The 18285-nt window shown below is 47.8% G+C and carries 13 protein-coding genes, 2 tRNA genes and 3 pseudogenes; 7 read left to right on the forward strand and 11 right to left on the reverse strand.

The features are described 5' to 3' along the window. Positions 1–179 precede the first annotated feature (179 nt). Positions 180–620, reverse strand: a complete 441-nt coding sequence (locus tag ENN47_04955; GenBank protein ID HDP77532.1) for a GNAT family N-acetyltransferase — start codon at positions 618–620, stop codon at positions 180–182. A gap of 161 nt (positions 621–781) precedes the next feature. Next, the gene (locus ENN47_04960; GenBank protein HDP77533.1) at positions 782–1525 is read right to left on the reverse strand and encodes a glutamine amidotransferase; all 744 of its coding nucleotides are present in this window, start codon (positions 1523–1525) and stop codon (positions 782–784) included. 49 nt (positions 1526–1574) lie between these two features. On the opposite strand from ENN47_04960, the gene ENN47_04965 reads away from it, so the two are divergent. Beyond that, positions 1575–1662: transfer RNA gene (locus ENN47_04965), tRNA-Leu, on the forward strand. A gap of 88 nt (positions 1663–1750) precedes the next feature. On the opposite strand, the gene hutH is transcribed toward ENN47_04965, so the two are convergent. From hutH to ENN47_04990, 5 genes are all read right to left on the reverse strand, one after another. Next, positions 1751–3289, reverse strand: a complete 1539-nt coding sequence (hutH, locus tag ENN47_04970) for a histidine ammonia-lyase (protein HDP77534.1) — start codon at positions 3287–3289, stop codon at positions 1751–1753. A gap of 99 nt (positions 3290–3388) precedes the next feature. Beyond that, positions 3389–4051 (reverse strand): amino acid ABC transporter permease, encoded by a 663-nt coding sequence (locus ENN47_04975; protein HDP77535.1) that lies wholly within the window; start codon positions 4049–4051, stop codon positions 3389–3391. A gap of 14 nt (positions 4052–4065) precedes the next feature. Further along, positions 4066–4818 (reverse strand): amino acid ABC transporter ATP-binding protein, encoded by a 753-nt coding sequence (locus tag ENN47_04980; GenBank protein HDP77536.1) that lies wholly within the window; start codon positions 4816–4818, stop codon positions 4066–4068. Further along, positions 4815–5462: an amino acid ABC transporter permease gene (locus tag ENN47_04985; protein HDP77537.1), complete on the reverse strand. Its 648-nt coding sequence runs from the start codon at positions 5460–5462 to the stop codon at positions 4815–4817. Before ENN47_04985 ends, ENN47_04980 begins: the two co-directional genes overlap by 4 nt. 49 nt (positions 5463–5511) lie before the next feature. After that, positions 5512–6234, reverse strand: a complete 723-nt coding sequence (locus tag ENN47_04990) for a basic amino acid ABC transporter substrate-binding protein (GenBank protein HDP77538.1) — start codon at positions 6232–6234, stop codon at positions 5512–5514. Positions 6235–6507: 273 nt separating this feature from the next. On the opposite strand from ENN47_04990, the pseudogene mnmA reads away from it, so the two are divergent. The 3 genes and pseudogenes from mnmA to ENN47_05005 all read left to right on the forward strand — a co-directional run bounded on the left by mnmA (position 6508) and on the right by ENN47_05005 (position 10298). Continuing rightward, a pseudogene (gene mnmA, locus ENN47_04995) lies at positions 6508–7581 on the forward strand (tRNA 2-thiouridine(34) synthase MnmA). A gap of 14 nt (positions 7582–7595) precedes the next feature. Beyond that, positions 7596–7671: transfer RNA gene (locus ENN47_05000), tRNA-Pro, on the forward strand. Positions 7672–7830: 159 nt separating this feature from the next. Beyond that, positions 7831–10298 (forward strand): annotated as a pseudogene (locus ENN47_05005) (VWA domain-containing protein). On the opposite strand, the gene ENN47_05010 reads toward ENN47_05005, so the two are convergent. From ENN47_05010 to ENN47_05025, 4 genes and pseudogenes are all read right to left on the reverse strand, one after another. Next, entirely contained in the window at positions 10295–10756 is a 462-nt protein-coding gene (locus ENN47_05010) for a GNAT family N-acetyltransferase (protein ID HDP77539.1), read from the reverse strand. The pseudogene ENN47_05005 and the gene ENN47_05010 sit on opposite strands and share 4 nt — an antisense overlap. A gap of 139 nt (positions 10757–10895) precedes the next feature. Beyond that, the gene (locus tag ENN47_05015; GenBank protein HDP77540.1) at positions 10896–12704 is read right to left on the reverse strand and encodes an ABC transporter ATP-binding protein; all 1809 of its coding nucleotides are present in this window, start codon (positions 12702–12704) and stop codon (positions 10896–10898) included. Between the two features lie 28 nt (positions 12705–12732). Beyond that, positions 12733–14457, reverse strand: a pseudogene (locus tag ENN47_05020) (ABC transporter ATP-binding protein). 50 nt (positions 14458–14507) lie between these two features. Further along, positions 14508–14930, reverse strand: coding sequence for a MarR family transcriptional regulator (locus ENN47_05025; protein HDP77541.1), 423 nt, complete (start codon positions 14928–14930; stop codon positions 14508–14510). 193 nt (positions 14931–15123) lie between these two features. Between ENN47_05025 and ENN47_05030 the strand changes: the two genes are divergently transcribed. The 3 genes from ENN47_05030 to ENN47_05040 all read left to right on the forward strand — a co-directional run bounded on the left by ENN47_05030 (position 15124) and on the right by ENN47_05040 (position 18156). Next, positions 15124–16341: an MFS transporter gene (locus ENN47_05030; GenBank protein HDP77542.1), complete on the forward strand. Its 1218-nt coding sequence runs from the start codon at positions 15124–15126 to the stop codon at positions 16339–16341. Between the two features lie 403 nt (positions 16342–16744). Further along, positions 16745–17182, forward strand: coding sequence for an N-acetyltransferase (locus ENN47_05035; GenBank protein ID HDP77543.1), 438 nt, complete (start codon positions 16745–16747; stop codon positions 17180–17182). After that, positions 17179–18156: a hydroxyacid dehydrogenase gene (locus tag ENN47_05040; GenBank protein HDP77544.1), complete on the forward strand. Its 978-nt coding sequence runs from the start codon at positions 17179–17181 to the stop codon at positions 18154–18156. The genes ENN47_05035 and ENN47_05040 overlap by 4 nt, the downstream gene beginning before the upstream one ends. Positions 18157–18285: the final 129 nt, after the last annotated feature.

Raw genomic sequence — 18285 nt, forward strand, 5'->3', positions numbered from 1 at the left:
AGAGGAGCTATGCTCCTGATAATCTACGCGGCCTTCCTTGTTTCAACGATATTCAGCGGTTAGAGATTCTGGAGCAAATTGAATTAAGGTCATTTGATGTATGTGAATTACTGTATAGATGTCTTTTTGCAGACTGGCGGATGTTGAGAAGAGAGACTTTCTGAATGCCTGCATTTGATCTAGAGAAGATAGTGAAACTCGAGGCGGACCTCGCGTCTTTCAATATCTTCGTTTGAATAACAGGCAGTATCGAAACCGGCCAATTCGAAACCGTATTTCAGGTAGAAGGAGATGGCCCGATAGTTGCAGTTTTGAGTCTCGAGAACCAGGCGTCTCATGCCAGAAGTGATTGCGTAGTCTCTTGCTGCATCCATCAATTTCTTTCCGACTCCCATTCGCCGGTTCTCCTCCCAGACCAGAATGTCCCAGATGCGAAGCAAATTGTTCCACTCTCTTCCGAAGAGAATTAGACCCAGTTCCTTGCAGCTGTCGAAGGCTCCGTACGCTATCGGATGCTCTTTAAAAGGATCGAGGAGATTGTAGGATTCCTCTTTCAAGAATGGAGCCGGGAATTCCTTCAAGAAGAGATCAACCGTCCATCGGTCTGAATCGTTTTTGATAACGAGATCGTAGTATCTCTCGCTGGAATAACAATATCTTACGGTCCTTCTGGAAAGCGATTCGGGATCAAGCGCGATTATCTCCAATTTTTTCTCCGATTATGAGTCTCCTTCGTAAAGGCGAAAGGCCCAAATTCGAATTCTGTTGCAGTCGAGTCGGATCAGTAAGGGAAGACCTTGCGCCCGTCTTCGGGCAAAGGAGGATCCACGACACTGGCTCCTGCAATTTTCGCGAAATTCTTTATAAGCTGCCAGCCTGGCGGATTCCGCAGAAAGCCGCCCTGTGTCTCCGGGTGAAATTGAACACCGTAGATCTCCTTCTCTTTGTGCTTCATCATCTGGATAGGAGTGACATTTCCTCTTGCGAAGAGTTCAAATTGATCTGGAATGGAGGCAACTGCATAGGCATGGTTCTCCCATACAAGAAGGCCGTTTTCAAAGCCGTCAAGGATTTCATCGTCTTTCAGAAAAGTCAACTCGTGCCAGCGGCGTTCATCGCTGTAGTAGAGAACTGAGCCGAATACCCTGGAAATTATCTGGTGACCGAGGCAAATACCCAGTATCGGAACATCACCTCTGAGAATCATCTCTCCGCCCTGGTAGACGTTGTCGTTCCAGTCAATATAATTCCTCATAGAATCGCCGCCAGCAATTATTAATGCCGCGTACTCGGTCTCGTCTTCCGGGAGTTCATCATCGAAAATCTTGAAAATTGTGTATTCAATACCCTGTTCGGCCATAGAGCGTTCAATTGGCGAGAGCTTAAATTCGTAAGCGGGATCGTTCAAGAAAAGCGCTATGGTTCCTGCCTTCCCGTCAGAACCCAGAAGCAGCCCTGCAGCGAAAAGCGTTACAATAATAGTAAGCATCTCTCGAACAGCCAAAAGTACAGCTTTTTCTTTCATCGACTCTTGACACCTCTCACAGCGAATGATAAACTACTATTTGTGCGATGCCGGGGTGGTGAAATTGGCAGACACGCATGATTCAGGTTCATGTGGGCATACCGCCTGTGCGGGTTCAAGTCCCGCCCCCGGCACCAGATATTTATAAGAGGACGAACGACGTCCTCTTTTCTGTCTTTCTCCCGACTGGAACCAAATAACTCTTCTGTCAAATTGAGCTTCCTCCTATGACGGTCTTTCAGATGAACGTTGAGTAGTAAACAACGGGTCCTGGAGATTCGACAATCCAGATTTCCTGAAGAGAAGTCTTCTCACATCAGAAAACTCCTTTCCGAAATAACGATCTTCCACATGATCGGGAACTATCTCCTCGATATCCTTAAAGAAATCTTCAATTACCGCACTGGACCTTTTTGGGTGTCTGAAGGAAAGCGCTCTGAAGGCCAGAAGCGCCTCTATGGAGATCAGAGTCGCAACGTTGTCTACTATTTTCCAGAGCTTTCTTGCTCCCCAGGCTCCCATGCTCACGTGGTCCTCCTGAAAGCCTGAAGTGGGAATCGAGTCTGCGGAGGCGGGGTGCGCGAGCGTTTTGTTTTCGGAAGCGAGTGCCGCTGCAGTGTACTGCCATAGCATGTAGCCGGAGTTAAGTCCCTCCTCTCCGCTGGTCAGGAAGGCCGGAAGGTCGTTGAGTTTCGGATTCACAAGTCTATCTATTCGCCTCTCGATCATGTTGCCCATGTCTGTCAAGGCAATCGAGAGAAAATCTGCGGCCAGCGCGACTGGTTCTCCGTGGAAGTTGCCTCCGGAAATTGCGTCTCCGTTCTCGAAAATCAGCGGGTTGTCCGTTGCGGAATTGACTTCTATCTTCAGGACTGAGCTAACATAATCGATAGTATCTTTCACCGCCCCATACACTTGGGGAATCGTCCTCAGCGTGTAGGCGTCTTGAACCCGGTCGCAGTCCAGATGGGAGGTTCTGATCTCGCTTCCTTTGAGCGCCTCTCGAAGTCTTCTGGCCACATAATTCTGACCTGGATGTCTTCTTGCCTCCTGAATTCTCTCGTCGAAGGGTGAAGTGCTTCCCATAAGTGCATCGACAGACATGGCTGCAACAAAAATTGCCAGTTCAAAGAGCTGTGTCGCAGTATATGTAGCACAGGCGCTGATTCCCGCCATGAACGCAGTTCCGTTGAGAAGGCTTAGACCCTCTTTTGATTTCAGTACGAGAGGCTGAAGTTTCCTACTCTCCAGAGCCCAAGAGGTGGAAACCAACTTCCCGTCCAGGAAACACTCTCCTTCACCTATAAGCGTCATAGCGATGTGTGCCAGGGGAGCAAGGTCTCCGCTGGCTCCCACGGAGCCTTTTTCGGGTACCAGAGGGGTGATGCCATTGTTGAGAAGATCCAGAATCCTTTGAACTACGCACTTTCTTACCCCAGAATATCCTTTCAGGAGAGAATTGGCCCTAACCAACATTATGGCCCTTACGAGTTCTTGCTTAACGGGCTTTCCGACACCGGCGGCATGGGAGAGAACTATGTTTTTCTGAAGGGAATCGATATTTTCCGTAGAGATTCGATGATCGGCAAGAATTCCGAATCCAGTGTTAACTCCGTATATAGTTTTCTCTTTGCTAACGATCTCAAGAGATTTTCGCCTCTCGTCCAGAAGCCTGGCTGCGCTTTCCCCGATAGTACAGGGCTCATTGTCGAACGCGACACGGAAGATATCCTGGAGCCTCAAATGTTCTCCGTCGATTTGCACTGACTCACCTCCGGTAGAGTTCCGCTTTAACGGTTAAGATTATATTGGAAAAACCTTAAGCTGGCAAGTCTGCGACTCTCGATGTGAGGCAGAACGTGCCTATCTAACCCATTCAAGACCGGGAATCTCCACTTTTTTCTCCAGAATGCTGAAAAGCTTTGTGAAGAAGAGAACCACTACTAGATATATTACTGCAACAACGAGATATACTTCGAAGAACTGGAAGTTTCTCGAAGCAATGAACTTCGCCTGTGCCATCAGTTCAGGAGCACCGACTATATAGGCCAATGAAGTGTATTTCAGCAGGTAAATGAATTCATTTGTCCACGCTGGAATGACCCTTCTAAAGGCTTGAGGCATTATAACCTGCAGTATTGCCTGTCTCTTTGTCATTCCAAGAGATCTCGCGGCCTTCATCTGATTGCCAGCAATCGACTGTATTGATCCTCTGAGATATTCGGCTTGGTAGCAGCCGCTGTTTATCGCAAAGCCGATTATCGCTGCTGTGAAGGGCGACAGGTTCACTCCAAGCGGTGGAAGGCCATAGTATAGAATGAAGAGCTGAACCAGGAGCGGCGTACCCCTAATCACCTCTATGATAGCGGTCGAAATGCCGTAGAAAAACTTGTTACCGTATACTCTTGCGATGGCTAAGACCACGCCGATAACAAATCCAATCACTACGGCTATCATTGTCATCTCAAGAGTAACTCCCAGGCCCTCAAGAAGTTTCGGCCAGTTGTCGGAGACTATCTTCCACATTCTCTCCAATTCATTCACTCCCCGTAGAGCTCGTTGAGCTTAAAGAGAAATTCCTTTGTTCTCGCATTCTTGGGATTCTTGAACATCTCTTCAGGAGAGCTCTGTTCGACTATGTGGCCGTGCTCCATGAAGATGATCTCATCTGAAACGGTTCTGGCGAACCCCATTTCATGAGTTACAACAAGCATAGTCATCCCGCTTTCAGCAAGATTCTTCATAACAGAGAGAACTTCCCCGATCAGTTCAGGGTCGAGAGCCGACGTGGGCTCGTCGAAAAGTATTATCTTCGGCTGCATTGCGAGAGCGCGCGCGATGCCCACTCTTTGCTTCTGACCACCCGAGAGTTGTGCGGGATACATCTTCGCTTCTCGCTCTAGACCAACTCTCTTGAGTTCCTTCATTGCCAGTTCTCTTGCTTTTTCTTTTTCCACCTTCTTGACCTTGGTCAAGCCGACCATGACATTCCTGAGGGCCGTAAGATGATTGAAGAGACCAAAGTCCTGGAATACAAAACCTATCTCCTGACGAATCCTGTTAATGTTCTTTGCAGAAGTCACTTCTTCCTCTTCTAACCAGATCTTGCCTTCATCTGGAGTTACAAGCATGTTTATGCAGGAGAGCAGAGTGCTCTTGCCGGTTCCGCTGGGACCGATTATCACTTTGGTCTCGCCTTCATTCATATTGAAGGAAACGCCCTTGAGAACTTCCTTGCCACCGAAAGATTTCTTAAGGTTCTCAACCCTAAGCACGACTCTGTTATCGCTCATCTTACCGTCTCCATTACATCGAATCCAGGTATAGCAAGCCGCTTTTCGACGCTTCCCAGAGTCCTGTTGATGATTATTGTCACTATGAAGTACATGGCGGCAACCGTGAGATAGATAAGCATCGGTTCATACTTGGTGGCAATAATGTATCCACCCTGGCGAAGAAGCTCTGTCACTCCAAGCGCATAGGCGAGAGACGAGTCCTTAAGGACTATCGTGAACTCGTTTGTCCATGGCGGTAGAGCGATCCTTACTGCCTGTGGAAGAACAACATTTATGAACCCCTTCAGGTTGGTCATTCCCAGGGATCTGGCAGCTCTCATTTGAGCCGAGCTGACAGAGTTTATGGCTCCCCGGAAGATCTGTGATTGATAGGCGGAGGATCTGAAGCCCAGTCCAATTACTACAGCGACAAATGGAGAGAATCTGACTCCAATTCTCGGAAACCCATAGAATATTAGAAAGAGAATTACCAGTTCCGGAATGCTTCTGAGGATCTTTTCATAGCCCGCAATGAAGGCCTTTATCCACTTGTTTCCGTAGCCCTGGCCAAAAGAAATGGGGAGGGCCAGAATAAGGCCCAACCCCAGAGTCAAAAAAGTGATTTGAAGTGTCACCCACATTCCTTTGAGGAGTGCGGGCAAAGAATCAACTATTAATCCGAGTTTATCTATGACTTCCTCCGCCCTTCAATCAGAAGTGCTTGAGGTTCAGTTCATTAAGCTTTCCGGACTCCTCAAGTCTCGAAATGCCTTCGTTTATAAGATCCAGTAGTTCCACGTTTGCCTTGTTTACTGCAATACCATAGTCTTCGTAAGTCTTGATGACTCCAACGATCTTCACCGGTCTGACCTCTGCAAAGCTCTCTGCTACAGGTGCGTCAAGGACTATTGCATCGATGTTCTTGTTGACCAGGTCGGTCATTGCAAGAATGTATGTGTCGTATCTCTTGAAATCACCCGTAAGGATCTTTGGCTGGACAAGATTCTCCTCGACCCAGAGATCTCCGGTCGTACCCGTCTGAACTCCAACGTTATGCTTCCCGAAGAGAACCGTCACAGTCATTTCACTGTCTTCTCTCACAACTACGCTCTGATCGGCTGTCCAATAAGGTTTCGAGAAAGAGACCACTTCTTCTCTTTCAGAAGTAATCGTCATTCCAGAGACGACGAGATCGAGATTTCCAGATACCAGAGCCGCAATAAGAGAATCGAAGCTCATATCTCTTATTTCGATCTCAAACCCCATCTCATCGGCGATCGCTTTGATGAGATCAATGTCGAACCCCACGAACTCTCCATTCTCTACATATTCAAATGGTGGAAAATCTGCGCTTGTGCCGACCACATACTTGACTCCAAATGCAAAGCCAACGGAAATCAGCAGCACGAGCAATACTAGCAAAGTTTTCTTCATAATACCCCTCCTTATAGAAGATAAAGTGATTGTAAATCAACATGCTTTCATTACCAAGAACCTCTCTTTCATCTTTTGCAAAGAATTGATGCAAGATGAAATAGAAACAGCGAAAATCGCCTCCAAAAAGATCTCTCTCTTCAAAACCCGGCCCATAATCCCCAATTGCCAGCCACAGGCGCCCGATCACCGATTCAATCCAGAAACTCGAAGAAATATATCTCAATGACATTATACCCTTTGGAAACACTTGAGCCAAAAACAACTGTTAACATAGTGATGGTGATGTAGATGAAAATTGGTATTGCATTGAGCGGAGGTGTCGACAGCGCCGTCGCGGCCGGTCGATTGATTAGACAGGGAAACTGCGTAATTGGTTATCACATGATAGTTCTTGAGGGAAACCCGCTCTCGAACGCGGCTCTCGACGATGCAAAAGTTGTTGCCGATCATCTTCGCATTGAGCTGAAGATTGTAGATTTGCGCGAGGAGTTCAGAAGAATACTCGATTACTTCGCCAATTCCTATATGAGCGGGGAGACGCCAAATCCATGCGTCGTGTGCAACGATTCGATAAAATTCGGATTGCTTCTAGAGCGTATGTTCTCTTTCGGTGAGGAGAAGATAGCCACAGGCCATTACGCAAGACTTGCCTCCCTCGGTGACCAGATGTTTTTGTCAAGAGCGTTTGACAGAGCGAAAGATCAGTCGTATTTCCTTTCGAGAATCGGGAAGCGCAAACTGCACGACATCATCTTTCCTCTCGGAGAAATGACGAAGGAAGAAGTCAGACAAGAAGCTTCGGTAGTTGATCTTCCCGTCCATTCGAAGAAGGACTCTCAGGAGATCTGTTTCATTCCCGACGGAGACTACAGAAGCTTTCTGAAATCGAGGGGAATTGAGGGAAAGCCGGGACTCATTACGGATGAAAACGGAAATCTTTTGGGAAGACATTACGGATTGTCAGGATACACCATCGGTCAGAGAAAGGGCCTCGGAGTCTCCGAAGGAGAACGCTATTACGTCAAGAGTCTAGATCTCGAAAGGAACAGGCTAGTCCTAGCCCAGAGAGAGAGTCTGCTTTCAGACTCGCTGACTGCAAGGGATCCAAACTGGTACATTGATCCAGATGATGAATTTGAATGCTTCTGCATGATTAGAAGTTCGATGAGAGCTGTACCTGCCAGCGTCAGCGTTCTGGCCAACAACAGGCTCAGAGTGCACTTCCCGGAAAAAGTGTGGGCAGTCGCCCCCGGCCAGCTGGCCGTGTTCTATATAGAGGATCGCGTGGTTGGCAGTGCCTTCATAGAAGGGAATTCCGTTCTTGAAAGTGAAGACGACACGTGATAGAATTCTCGAGACAGGAAGTAGTTCAGTTGGTAGAACGCTGGTTTCGGGAACCAGAGGTCCGGGGTTCAAGTCCCCGCTTCCTGACCAGAGCAGGCCCATCAGGGTCTGTCTCTTTTTTGTGGGGAACAAGTGAAATCACCTGGCTCTCGAGATGGTCGTTTGTTTGAGTTGATCTGCTAGAATATTCTTACAGAGAGTAGTTCTCTTTGTCTTCTCCTCTGATCAATCGATCTGGAGGTGGAACAAATGAAAAGGATAGGCTTCCTGTTTCTGTTATTCTCTCTTCTCTTAACCCCAACTGCTTATTCCAGAACACTTGAACTGAAAAGCTGGCAAATATGGGATTTCAGCTACAATGGTATTCACGAAGTTTGCTGCGCCGTCAGTGTCAAAGATGGAGAGATCCCCGTCACGGGACTCTCAATTGAAGACTTCACCATAACCGAGACTCTCGTAGACGAGTACGGGATGTCTTGTCAAAGGCCGAAATTGCTCCGGAGCAGAGAGAAGACCAGTTTGGTGGCATTGGATTCTGGGAAAGTTCAGTATCTTCCTCGAAAATCGATCTGGTCTTCCTGATCGATGCGACTGGCTCAATGGCGGATCAAATCGAGTCGATCAAGTCAGAACTGAAGGAATTCGTGAATCGACTCGAAGAGGATGCAAGTGATTTCAGGGTGGCGGTTTTGCTCTTTGAAGCATCGTCACTGGAAGAGCCCGGAAGAAAGTCACCGGACCATCCATTCTACGGAGTTATGGAAAGGGACGAACTTCTTCTCGCTATCGAGGAAATCGAAACGGCCGGCGAATGGCACATAAACACCTGGAGTTATGACGCAATCCTCTTCGGAAGTCAGCTTGAATTCCGTGAAGACTCCAGGGCAGTTATGGTGGTCATTACAGACACTCTTCCGGAGACTGTTTACGGACCATTCTGGTACTTCGCCGGAGGCAGTGTTGCCACGAAAAGAGCCGTAGAAATCGCGCTGGAGGAAAGGGACATTGAGCTGGAATACTTCCAGCCCGAGGAGTCTGCTCTGGCTCACATGGAGAATTATGACAGGCTCATAAACTGCGCGTTGAGCGAATCGAATTTCAACTATCTGGCAGGAGCCGTTTTTCTGGGCTGGCCATTCGAACAGGATCTCATCGAAGTCGACGCACTGCCCGTTTCTGAATCGATTTATTACCTCTCATGGAGTTCCGGTCTTGATGAGATCACAAAGTACTATCGGAAACAAGAGTTCGAAGTTGAAGTGGACGTGAAATGGGGTGATGAACATGCCTCTTTGTCGTATTCGCCATTTTTCGATGAAGAAGGCTATCTCCAGAGTTCAGAGGACTACCATCTTCCCGTTCTCGACGAAGAGGGCAATGCTTTGCCCGACAAAGCCTTGGAAATGGATTTGCTGAGAGAGTTAGGCGACCTGAAAGCATTCAGCGAAACCTATGTAATGAAGGATGGTGTTCTGCAACTGCGGTCGGTCGATCCGGGAGAGTACCTCTACAGACTCTATGGATATGGAAGAAGCTCTTACAGCTATTCAACACTTCGACTGAAAGGCTCAGGAAAGATTTCATTCGTTTAGGGAGAAGCGTTACCGGATTTTGTTGTTGCCCATACGGGCGATGCATTTCTCGAGTCGGTTAAGATCAGAGGCCTCATGGATGAATTTGTAAGCAACGAGATCGCCGTGAATGAATCCAAAGAGTTTGCCGAAAAGTCTTTGCACTGGATAAATGAAATCTCTTCTGACGGACTGAACCTAAGGGAAATGGAAGCTATGAAGAGATTCTACGTATCCGTGGGGGGCATTTCTCAATGGAATGTCCTTGCGGCAATTGAATCGGAGAGAGTAGAGAGTGATCTACTGCAGATGGTGCGTGATACGAGGAGCATAGTTCAGCATGCAGAGGAAGTGGCCGCAATGATATCTTCTGCAAAGAACATAATACTCTCCACCGCTTCGATCATCGCCGACATTATCTCGGGTAACTGGAGCGGCGTGGCACAGCAGATATCAATCGAAGCGCTGCTGGATGAATTCGTAGATTATGTGAAAAACGACCTGCTCGACGATGTGCTTGAGGCCGTGAAAGATAAGCTCAGGGCATACCTTTCCGATCCTTCAAAGGCCGAGGAGCTTCTGAGTCTAATAAAGGGCGACATGGTCGGATGGGTAAGAGGCGGCGAAGACTCGGATGAGGGAAGCGTCAGGGATGAAATCCGGCAGGTAGTCTATACCGACCTCACTTACCGCAATTTCGCAAAACCGGTAATAAGAGAGCTTGAGGAGTCGCTGTCGGGGGCGGCTCGTCTGGCTTCACTGTCAATTTCAGATCTCGATCTCTGCGCTGCGAGCTGGAGTATGAACAGGGATTTCGCAAGCATGAGAAGTGAAGTGATGGGACCTCTGCAAGACTGGTCGTTCGAGGTGCTCGGAGAGCATGAGAGAATAGACAACTGGGAAACGATCCTCGAGATCTTCGAAGAGACGGTTCCTCTGACTGTAGAGCTTTTGAGGCTCATGGAGTACAAAAACCCCGTCCTCGGCGATATTGCAGAGGAGCTGTCGAAGCTCTCTTATGTGCTGGATGCCGTAGGTCTCCTTACACTGGCATATGAAGTATCGCTGAAAGCCGATCAGCTTACAACGATGGCAGGAAAGCTCGATAGGGTCAACGACTATCTCTTTCCCAAAGCCGGTTACTAGAGGTCTCTCATCAGTATCTTTTCATCATCGTCCCACTCGCCAGTATCGACGAAGCCCAGCTTCAGGTAGAACTGGAGCGGAGAAGGTTCATTGACGACGCATGAGGTGAAGAGTTTCTCGTAACCCTGGGCCTTGAGATACTCAATCAACAAGAGGATAGCGTCTCTTCCATATCCCATCTTCTGATACTTGCCGCCGATCATGAAGCGCCACATAGAGGCATGCTTAAAATCTTTCATTCTCGGATCGGGCGTGAAATCCAGCATAATGAAGCCCACCATGTCATCTCCAGCATAGATCGCCCGAAACCAGGCGTTCTTTGCGAAGTGGGCTTGAGCTATCGAAACTGCATTTGAGGCCACGGCCCTTTCCTGTCCTTCGAGCAGCGTGCCACTCAAGCGGATAGCATCGAGCACCGTCTCCTCCGTGATCTCTTCGAATCTAACTGCATGTTCCATGACTCCTCCTGATGTCTAGCGATAGATTTCGCTCTAGTCGAAACAAAGATCAAATATTCGTGCAGCGCCGAAAACATTCCTGGCAGGCTGGCCTTGCCGAAAATGCTCTTCTATGCTGCATTATATCATCGGGCTGCGCTCAAGCCACATCATGTCCCGGAAGGGCAAGCTGCGTTGTATAGAGGCTGTGATAGAAGCCCTTCATACGGATCAGTTCATCGTGAGTGCCGCTTTCTCTTATTCTTCCATTGTCGATCACGTAAATTCTGTCTGCGTTCTTGATTGTACTGAGTCTGTGAGCCACAACGAAGCTCGTGCGGCTCTTCATAAGATTCCGCATCGCCTCCTGGATGTGCATCTCCGTTCTGGTGTCGACATTGCTTGTGGCTTCATCGAGTATGAGTATCTGGGGATCTATGAGCATTATCCGGGCGATCGCCAGCAACTGCCGCTGACCGCGGCTGATGGTGTCCCCGTTAGAGGATAGAACCGTTTCATACCCCTCCGGCAGTCCCATTATGAAGTGGTGGGCATTTGCCATCTTTGCGGCCTCTATTATCTCTTCATCCGAAGCGTCTTGTCTTCCATAACGAATATTGTCCTTTATGGTACCCATAAACAGCTGTGTATCCTGCAGAACAATGCCGAGCTCTCTCCTAAGCTGCTCTCTGTCGAAGCTCGATATATCATGACCGTCTATCATGATTTTTCCGTACTCTATGTCGTAGAACTTTGTGAGGAGGTTCACGATTGTGGTCTTCCCCGCTCCAGTTGGCCCCACTAGAGCGACGATTTGACCAGGTTCGGCCGAGAGAGAGACATCCTTCAATACGCTGGTCTTTCCGTCGTAACTGAAGTCAACTTCTTCGAACCTGACTTCTCCCTCAATTTTCTGCGGGAAGAATGTCTCTTCTGCTCTCTTTTCTCCCTTTTCGTCAAGGATTTCGAATACCCTCTCTGCCCCCGCAAGAGCTGCCTGAATCGCATTGAACATCTGGGCTATCTGATTTATCGGTCGATTGAACTGGCCGACATATACGATGAAACTGGCGACCAATCCAACAGAGACTATCCCCTTCACGGACATCCATCCTCCGGCAAAGGCAACTATTGCATAACCAAAGTTGTTTACCATATTCATGATCGGTCCGAAGGAGCCCGCGAATATCTGGGCCATAATCGCAGAACTACGATAGGACTCGTTTATAGTCTGGAACTCTTGAACGGTCGACTCTTCCCTGCCGTAGGCTTTCACGACTTTGGCTCCGGAGATCCTCTCTTCGACGTAACCGTTGAGTTCGCCAAGAGCTTTCTGTTGAGCGAGGAAGTTCTTTCTGCTCTGTTTCGCTATTATACCCGTAACAACCATAACGAATGGAACGGTAGACATAGCCACCAGTGCCAGGATCGGATTGAGAAAAAACATGATGATTACTATCCCGACAAGAGTCAGAAGACTGCTAACTAGCTGAGTAACGCTTTCACTAAGAGTATGGGAAATGTTGTTTATATCGTTGGTCAGCCTACTCATCAGCTCTCCATGAGGCTTCGTATCGAAGAACTTGACCGGCAGCGTCTGAAATTTGTCGAAGAGGTCTTGCCTGAGTTTTCTTATGCTTCTCTGCGCTACGCCAATCATAGTGTAGCCCTGGAGCCATAGGAAAAAAGATGAAGATATATAGACTGCCGCCATGACAATCGAAATCGTTGCGAGACCAATCATGTCGCCCACGAGCATATACTCGTCTATGGCCACTCCCAAAAGAAAGGGGCCGAAGACGCTGGCGCCGGTAGCCAGTATCGTAAATGCCATTGCAAGCATCAGACCTTTCTTCTCGTCTCTGAAGTATCCTACAAGTCTCAAGACAGTTTTTTTCGAGTTCTTAGGCTTATGAACGGGTCTCGCTCTGCCACCTCCCGGTCCGCCTCGCCCTGGGCCTGCGGGCATGGTGACTTCGGGTTGTGTTCCTTTCTTTTCAGGCATTCACTTCACCTACCTCACCAAACTGAGACCTGTAGATATCTCTGTACAGATCGCTTTCTTTCAGCAGTTGCTTGTGGGTTCCACTTCCTGCTATCCTTCCATCATCTAGAAGGAATATCCGGTCGGCATTTACAACTGAGCTTATCTTCTGAGCTATAATTATCTTTGTACAATCCAGCTCTTCACCAATTGCCTTCATGACCTCGGATTCCGTCTTTGCATCGAGAGCGCTCGTACTGTCATCAAATATTATTATTGGCGATCTCATCGCGACGGCCCGCGCGATCGCCATTCTCTGTTTCTGACCGCCGGAGAGGTTCGTTGCCATCTGGCTCAGGCGGGCATCGAATTTCTCTGGAAGAGTGTTGACAAAATCTGCGATTCTTGCAATTTCTGCTGCCTTTACGATTTCTTCGTCACTGGCTCCCGGCCTTCCGTAACTTATGTTGTCCCTGATCTTGCCTGAGAAGAGAACGGCTTCCTGGAATACCATGGATATGTTCTTTCTCAACTCGTGGCGCGAAATCTCCTTTATATCTATTCCATTCAGAAGGATTTTTCCGGAATCTACTTCGTACAGCCGGGGCAGAAGACTAACCAGTGAAGATTTACCCGATCCTGTATCGCCAAGAAAAGCGACCGTCTCACCTTAATCTATTGTGAAGTTGAGATTGTGGAGAATCTTGTTGCCTCCCCTATCGTAGCTGAAGTCAACATTCTCAAAGACAATCGGACCCCTAAGGTCATGGGATATGCCTGCCTTCACATCTTCTTCTTCGCTCTCTTCAAGGACTTCGGCCACTCGTTTGGCTGAGGCCTGCGCTCTGGAGACAAATATGAGCATCATTCCGATCATCATCATCGACATAAGCATTCTTCCCAGATAGTTTACGAATGCCATTATCTGGCCCGTCTGCATTCCTCCGGCTTCGACCTGAATGCCTCCGAACCATATCACTGCGACGATTCCAAGGTTCAGTATCAGAGAAAGAAGCGGCATGATGATAACCATGGTCCTCGCAGCCTTCATCGCTATTTGCGTGTACTTCTCGTTTGCATCTTCAAACTTGCTGGATTCGAATTTGGAGGATGCGAAGAATTTGACGACTCTTATCCCCAGGAGATTGTCCCTGACCCGTGTATTGACATTGTCCATCTCCTGCTGAACGCGCGAAAAAAGAGGCAAGACCCTTTTCATGATCGCGAAAGTCAGGTAAGTAACGAGCGGAATGACGACCAGGAATATGAGAGAGAGTTTCCAGCTAATCAGCAAGGACATGATCAAGCTTCCTATGAAAAGCATCGGAGCTCTCACAAACATTCTCAGCAAAATCATTATGAACTGCTGGAACTGGACTATGTCGTCTGTGATTCTTGTAATAAGTGAGCCGGTACCGAACTTGTCAAGTTTTGTAAATGACAGATACTGAACCTTTGTGAAAACACTTCTACGTATGTCTGCCCCGGCATTCTGGGCAGCCAAGGAAGAGAATATAACGCAGGCGATTCCTCCCAGCACACCGATAAAGGTGATTATAAGCATCTTCGTTCCTGCGCTCACTACTACGTCAAGATTCTGATTCATGATACCTACATCAATGATTTCCTCAAGAAGTTTTGGCTGAAAAAGATCTATCGCAACTTCGAGAAACATTGCCAGAGGAGCCAAAACAACGAAGATCCAGTAAGGTTTTAGAAATATGAACAGTATTTTCATCCAGTCTTCCACCCTTCATTCCATCGTTTAGGTAGGTCAGGTCTTGATTATCACTTCGAGAGGCTTTCCTTCAGTTTCTTCAAGAACCGCTCTAGAAGATCGCGCTCTTCGGCAGAAAAGGCAGAAAAGATTTGTCTTTCTACGTCAAGCATCGTTCTCTCGAGTTCTTCCTCGATCTCTCTGCTCTTTGCCGTCAAGTAGATCCTGAAGACTCTCATATCCGATTTATCCTGCCTCTTGTGGATGAACCCGGACAGCTCCATCCTTTGAATCATCTTGCTAACTGTGGCAGGAGAAAGCCCCATCGCCTTTGAAATCTCTCCCACAGTTCTTCCATCCTTTTCGAAGAGAAGAAAAAGCAGTGGAGGCTGACCTCTGTGAAGACCAAATCTCGAGAAAGTAGAACGCTTAGTTATGAAGTTAGCCCTGCAGACATCCGTCAGTAGTCTATCCAGTTTTCCGCTCTCTTTCATCGTTCAATCCTCACGTGAAAAGTATTTAGTCGGCTAAATAATTCTAACAGACCTACATTCTCTTTTCATTGCTTCGAACGAGGTAGATTCAAATCTCTGCAGGGTAAGGGTTCACTTTCGGTCGAATTATTCGGATGATATACTTTTTATTATCAGATACGCGATAATTGCAAATCAAACGTCGAGGTGAGAGTTGGAGAGCGATAGAGGACATTACTTAGGGTTTATCTGGCATGCCTCGTTTCTTGCACTGACGATGGCCTTTGTTGAGGTGAATACGGTCCTTCCGTCGATGATCTTGGCGGCGGGAGGAGGGAGCTTTGCAATAGGTCTCGTTACAGCAATTTCGACGGGGATTCCTCTTCTGGCTCAATTAGTATTTGCCGGATACCTTATGTCGAAACGGATGAAGAAACCGTATTTGCTTCTCGGCATCTATTTGAGAGTCGGCGCTCTCTTCTCCATAGGCTTTCTCTTGCTTTCGTCCATCGTAGGGACTGCTCTTCTCATACTCCTTATTATCGTAATCTCCGTCTTTTCCTTTGGAGGCGTCTTCGCGGGAATCAGTTACACTCATTTGCTCGGTCAGTCAATATTGAAAGAGGATAGGCGCGGGTTCATGTCGTACAGACAGATTGCAGGGAGCGCATTGTCGCTTCTGGGTGGCTTCGTTGCGAAGTACATAGTTGGAAACGTGAGTTATCCGGTGAACTACTCTCTGATGTTCTTCATTGGAGGGAGTTCGCTATTCGTTGCTTCTCTTGGATTCACTGGAGTACGCGAAAGGGAGGTTCACGGGACTGAAATTCCTGGATTCTGGAAGATTATGAAAAGCATCCCGAAAACACTGAAAGAGGATGCTAACCTCCTCAACTACATTGTCTTCAATAATCTAACAGGTTTCGGATTAGTATTGATCCCTTTCTATGTTCTCTTGGCGAAAGACAGCTTCGGGTTGTGGGGAAGCGATGTGGGCAGTTTTCTCTTGTTTCAGATGATAGGTATGCTTGGAGCAGGCATTCTGTGGAATCGCTTTCTTAAGAGAAGAGGTTTGAAGAGACTGCTTATTACCTGTGCAATTATCGGCAGTTCGATTCCACTAATTGCATATTTTCTCTCCACTACCTCGCCGGACTTCTATCTTATGGTCTTTTTCCTTTCAGGGATCACCTTGAGCGCACGAAAGATCGGATTTGAGTGGCTTCTTATAGAAATCTCCAGCAATACGAACAGGGCTTTGTATACAGGTGTATCGGGCGCGCTCAGTCTAGTGACCGCTCTTCTTCCTCTGATCCTGGGTAGTGTGTTGCGGTTTTTGGGCTTTCCGGTCGTTCTGGTTATCTCCAGCATCGCGATCGCCTCGGGAGTGTATTTCATAAGGAAGATACATATCACAAATGACATGAGATGAGCGAACTGATGTTTTGCGCTTCTCTTATACTCGTTTCAGCACTTCCCTATGACCGGCCAAACACCCTAATAGAACTGTAATTACTTGCTGAGCGAGATTAACTGCAGGAGCTCTAGATTGCGAAAGCAGAAGAATCAGAAGGAGAGCGATCACGGCAGCGTTGTGTTGGTTGCCCTATTTAGCGCTATAGGAACCGAATTCGTTCATTCTTATGAGTATTGGCTGGCTGAACATGTTTGACAAAATGTTAGAATAATAGATGAGATACAAGCATATCGGAAAATGAAGCTGGTTCTGCTTGGTCTTCGCTAGGATATTAGAGACTAAGGTGAGACCAACCACGAGATATCGCTTGAGAAAGTTTGATCTCGGGCGGCGGATTCAGAAGTGAGGAGTTGGAAACATGATTAAGGAAGTAGAGTTCGATAATCTTCCCAGAAGATTCAGAGAGGTTTTTTCTGGTTGTCTGGGAAGACCGGAGCAGTCCGACGAAGTATTGAAGATGTATAGGGCTCCAGAGAGAAGACTCTTTGCTATGAGACAGGGAGGAAGCATAGTTGCTGTAGCCGGTTTGAAGCTCCATGAGCTCGAAGAGCCCGAGCTTCTGCATCTTGCCGTCAGGAAAGACAAGCGAAGGAACGGCTTCGGCAGCGCACTCATAAAGACAATGATAAATTCCTTCATGATTGATACTCTTGCAGTGTGGACAGACGAAGATGCCGTCGGTTTTTATGAGAAGATAGGGTTCAATATTGTGAATGAAATCCGGACTCTGAATGGATTGATTCGATACAAACTCCGATTTTCTCGCGCTAGATCCCTTGGGAGGTTAGAAACGTGAAGATCTTATTCCTTAATAGACTTGACAGATACTGGGAAGGAAAGGTTGAAGGGCTTGCAAGAGCATTCCCCGAACATTCTTTCATCTCGCACTCCAGCAACGATGACCCGAAAGCCCATATTTCCGATGCCGAGGTAATAGTGAAGGGAAATCTTTCGCAGGCCGACCTCGATAAGGCCAGAAATCTCAGAATGGTTGTCGTTCCCTGGACTGGCGTCGACGGTCTACCTCTTGAACGACTAAAAGAACGTGGTGTCATAGTCTCAAATACCCATGAGAATGCAGAGGTCGTTGCTGAAAGGGCCATAGCTCTGGCCTTGGCTGTTACGGGAAGAGTGGTGGAGCTTCATAATGATCTTTCTCAGGGGGTATGGTTGGGTCGGCCATCCAATAAGGAGGCGACCTGGTACTCTATCATCGGGAAGCGGTGCTCTATTCTCGGTCTAGGCAAGATCGGGCAGGCGATAGCAAAACTGATCAGCGGCTTTGAATGCGAAATAACGGGATTCAAGAGAACGCCCGGCGGCGAGTTCCCTTACGTGAAGCGAGTGACAGACGACATTCAAGATGCCGTTCGGGCCGGTGATCTCGTCTTCGTTGCTCTTCCACTGACGAAAAAGACAGCGGGGATCATCGGTTCCGATCTTCTAAGTCTGATGAAGGGCAAGTACCTGATCAATGTGAGCAGGGGAAAGGTAATCGAGGAGCAGGCACTTTACGATGCGCTGAACAGCGGGACTCTTGCCGGTGCGGCAATAGATGTCTGGTACGATTATCCCTCAAACGATCGGCCTGCAACACTTCCATCGAGATATCCAATTCATAGGTTTTCCAATGTCGTAATGTCACCGCACGTCGGAAGCTGGTCAGTGGAGAGAATGCATTCAATGGTTAATGGCGCCATAAAGAACATCGAGAGCTTTCTTCTAGGGGGACGTCCGGAGGAGGAGATCGATCTTGACGAATTGTACTAGCCGCTTGTAGAACTGAAGCCGCTGCCTCTTCAATAGTGCGCAATGCGGTTGAAGAGATATCTTGTGTTAAAATCTGGTTGAGATAGTTTTTCGATGAGGGGTGTCCATAAGTGCCTTTGATGAGAGGTC

The sequence above is a fragment of the Mesotoga infera genome (assembly GCA_011045915.1).
Taxonomy (GTDB): Bacteria; Thermotogota; Thermotogae; order Petrotogales; family Kosmotogaceae; genus Mesotoga; species Mesotoga infera_D.

Bases quoted from the DNA above. Each gene is read 5' to 3' on its own strand.
- ENN47_05010 (HDP77539.1), bottom strand. From the start codon at position 10,756: ATGGAACATGCAGTTAGATTCGAAGAGATCACGGAGGAGACGGTGCTC.
- ENN47_04975 (HDP77535.1), bottom strand. From the start codon at position 4,051: ATGTGGAAGATAGTCTCCGACAACTGGCCGAAACTTCTTGAGGGCCTG.
- ENN47_05025 (HDP77541.1), bottom strand. From the start codon at position 14,930: ATGAAAGAGAGCGGAAAACTGGATAGACTACTGACGGATGTCTGCAGG.
- ENN47_04980 (HDP77536.1), bottom strand. From the start codon at position 4,818: ATGAGCGATAACAGAGTCGTGCTTAGGGTTGAGAACCTTAAGAAATCT.
- ENN47_04990 (HDP77538.1), bottom strand. From the start codon at position 6,234: ATGAAGAAAACTTTGCTAGTATTGCTCGTGCTGCTGATTTCCGTTGGC.
- ENN47_05035 (HDP77543.1), top strand. From the start codon at position 16,745: ATGATTAAGGAAGTAGAGTTCGATAATCTTCCCAGAAGATTCAGAGAG.
- ENN47_05015 (HDP77540.1), bottom strand. From the start codon at position 12,704: ATGCCCGCAGGCCCAGGGCGAGGCGGACCGGGAGGTGGCAGAGCGAGA.
- ENN47_04960 (HDP77533.1), bottom strand. From the start codon at position 1,525: ATGAAAGAAAAAGCTGTACTTTTGGCTGTTCGAGAGATGCTTACTATT.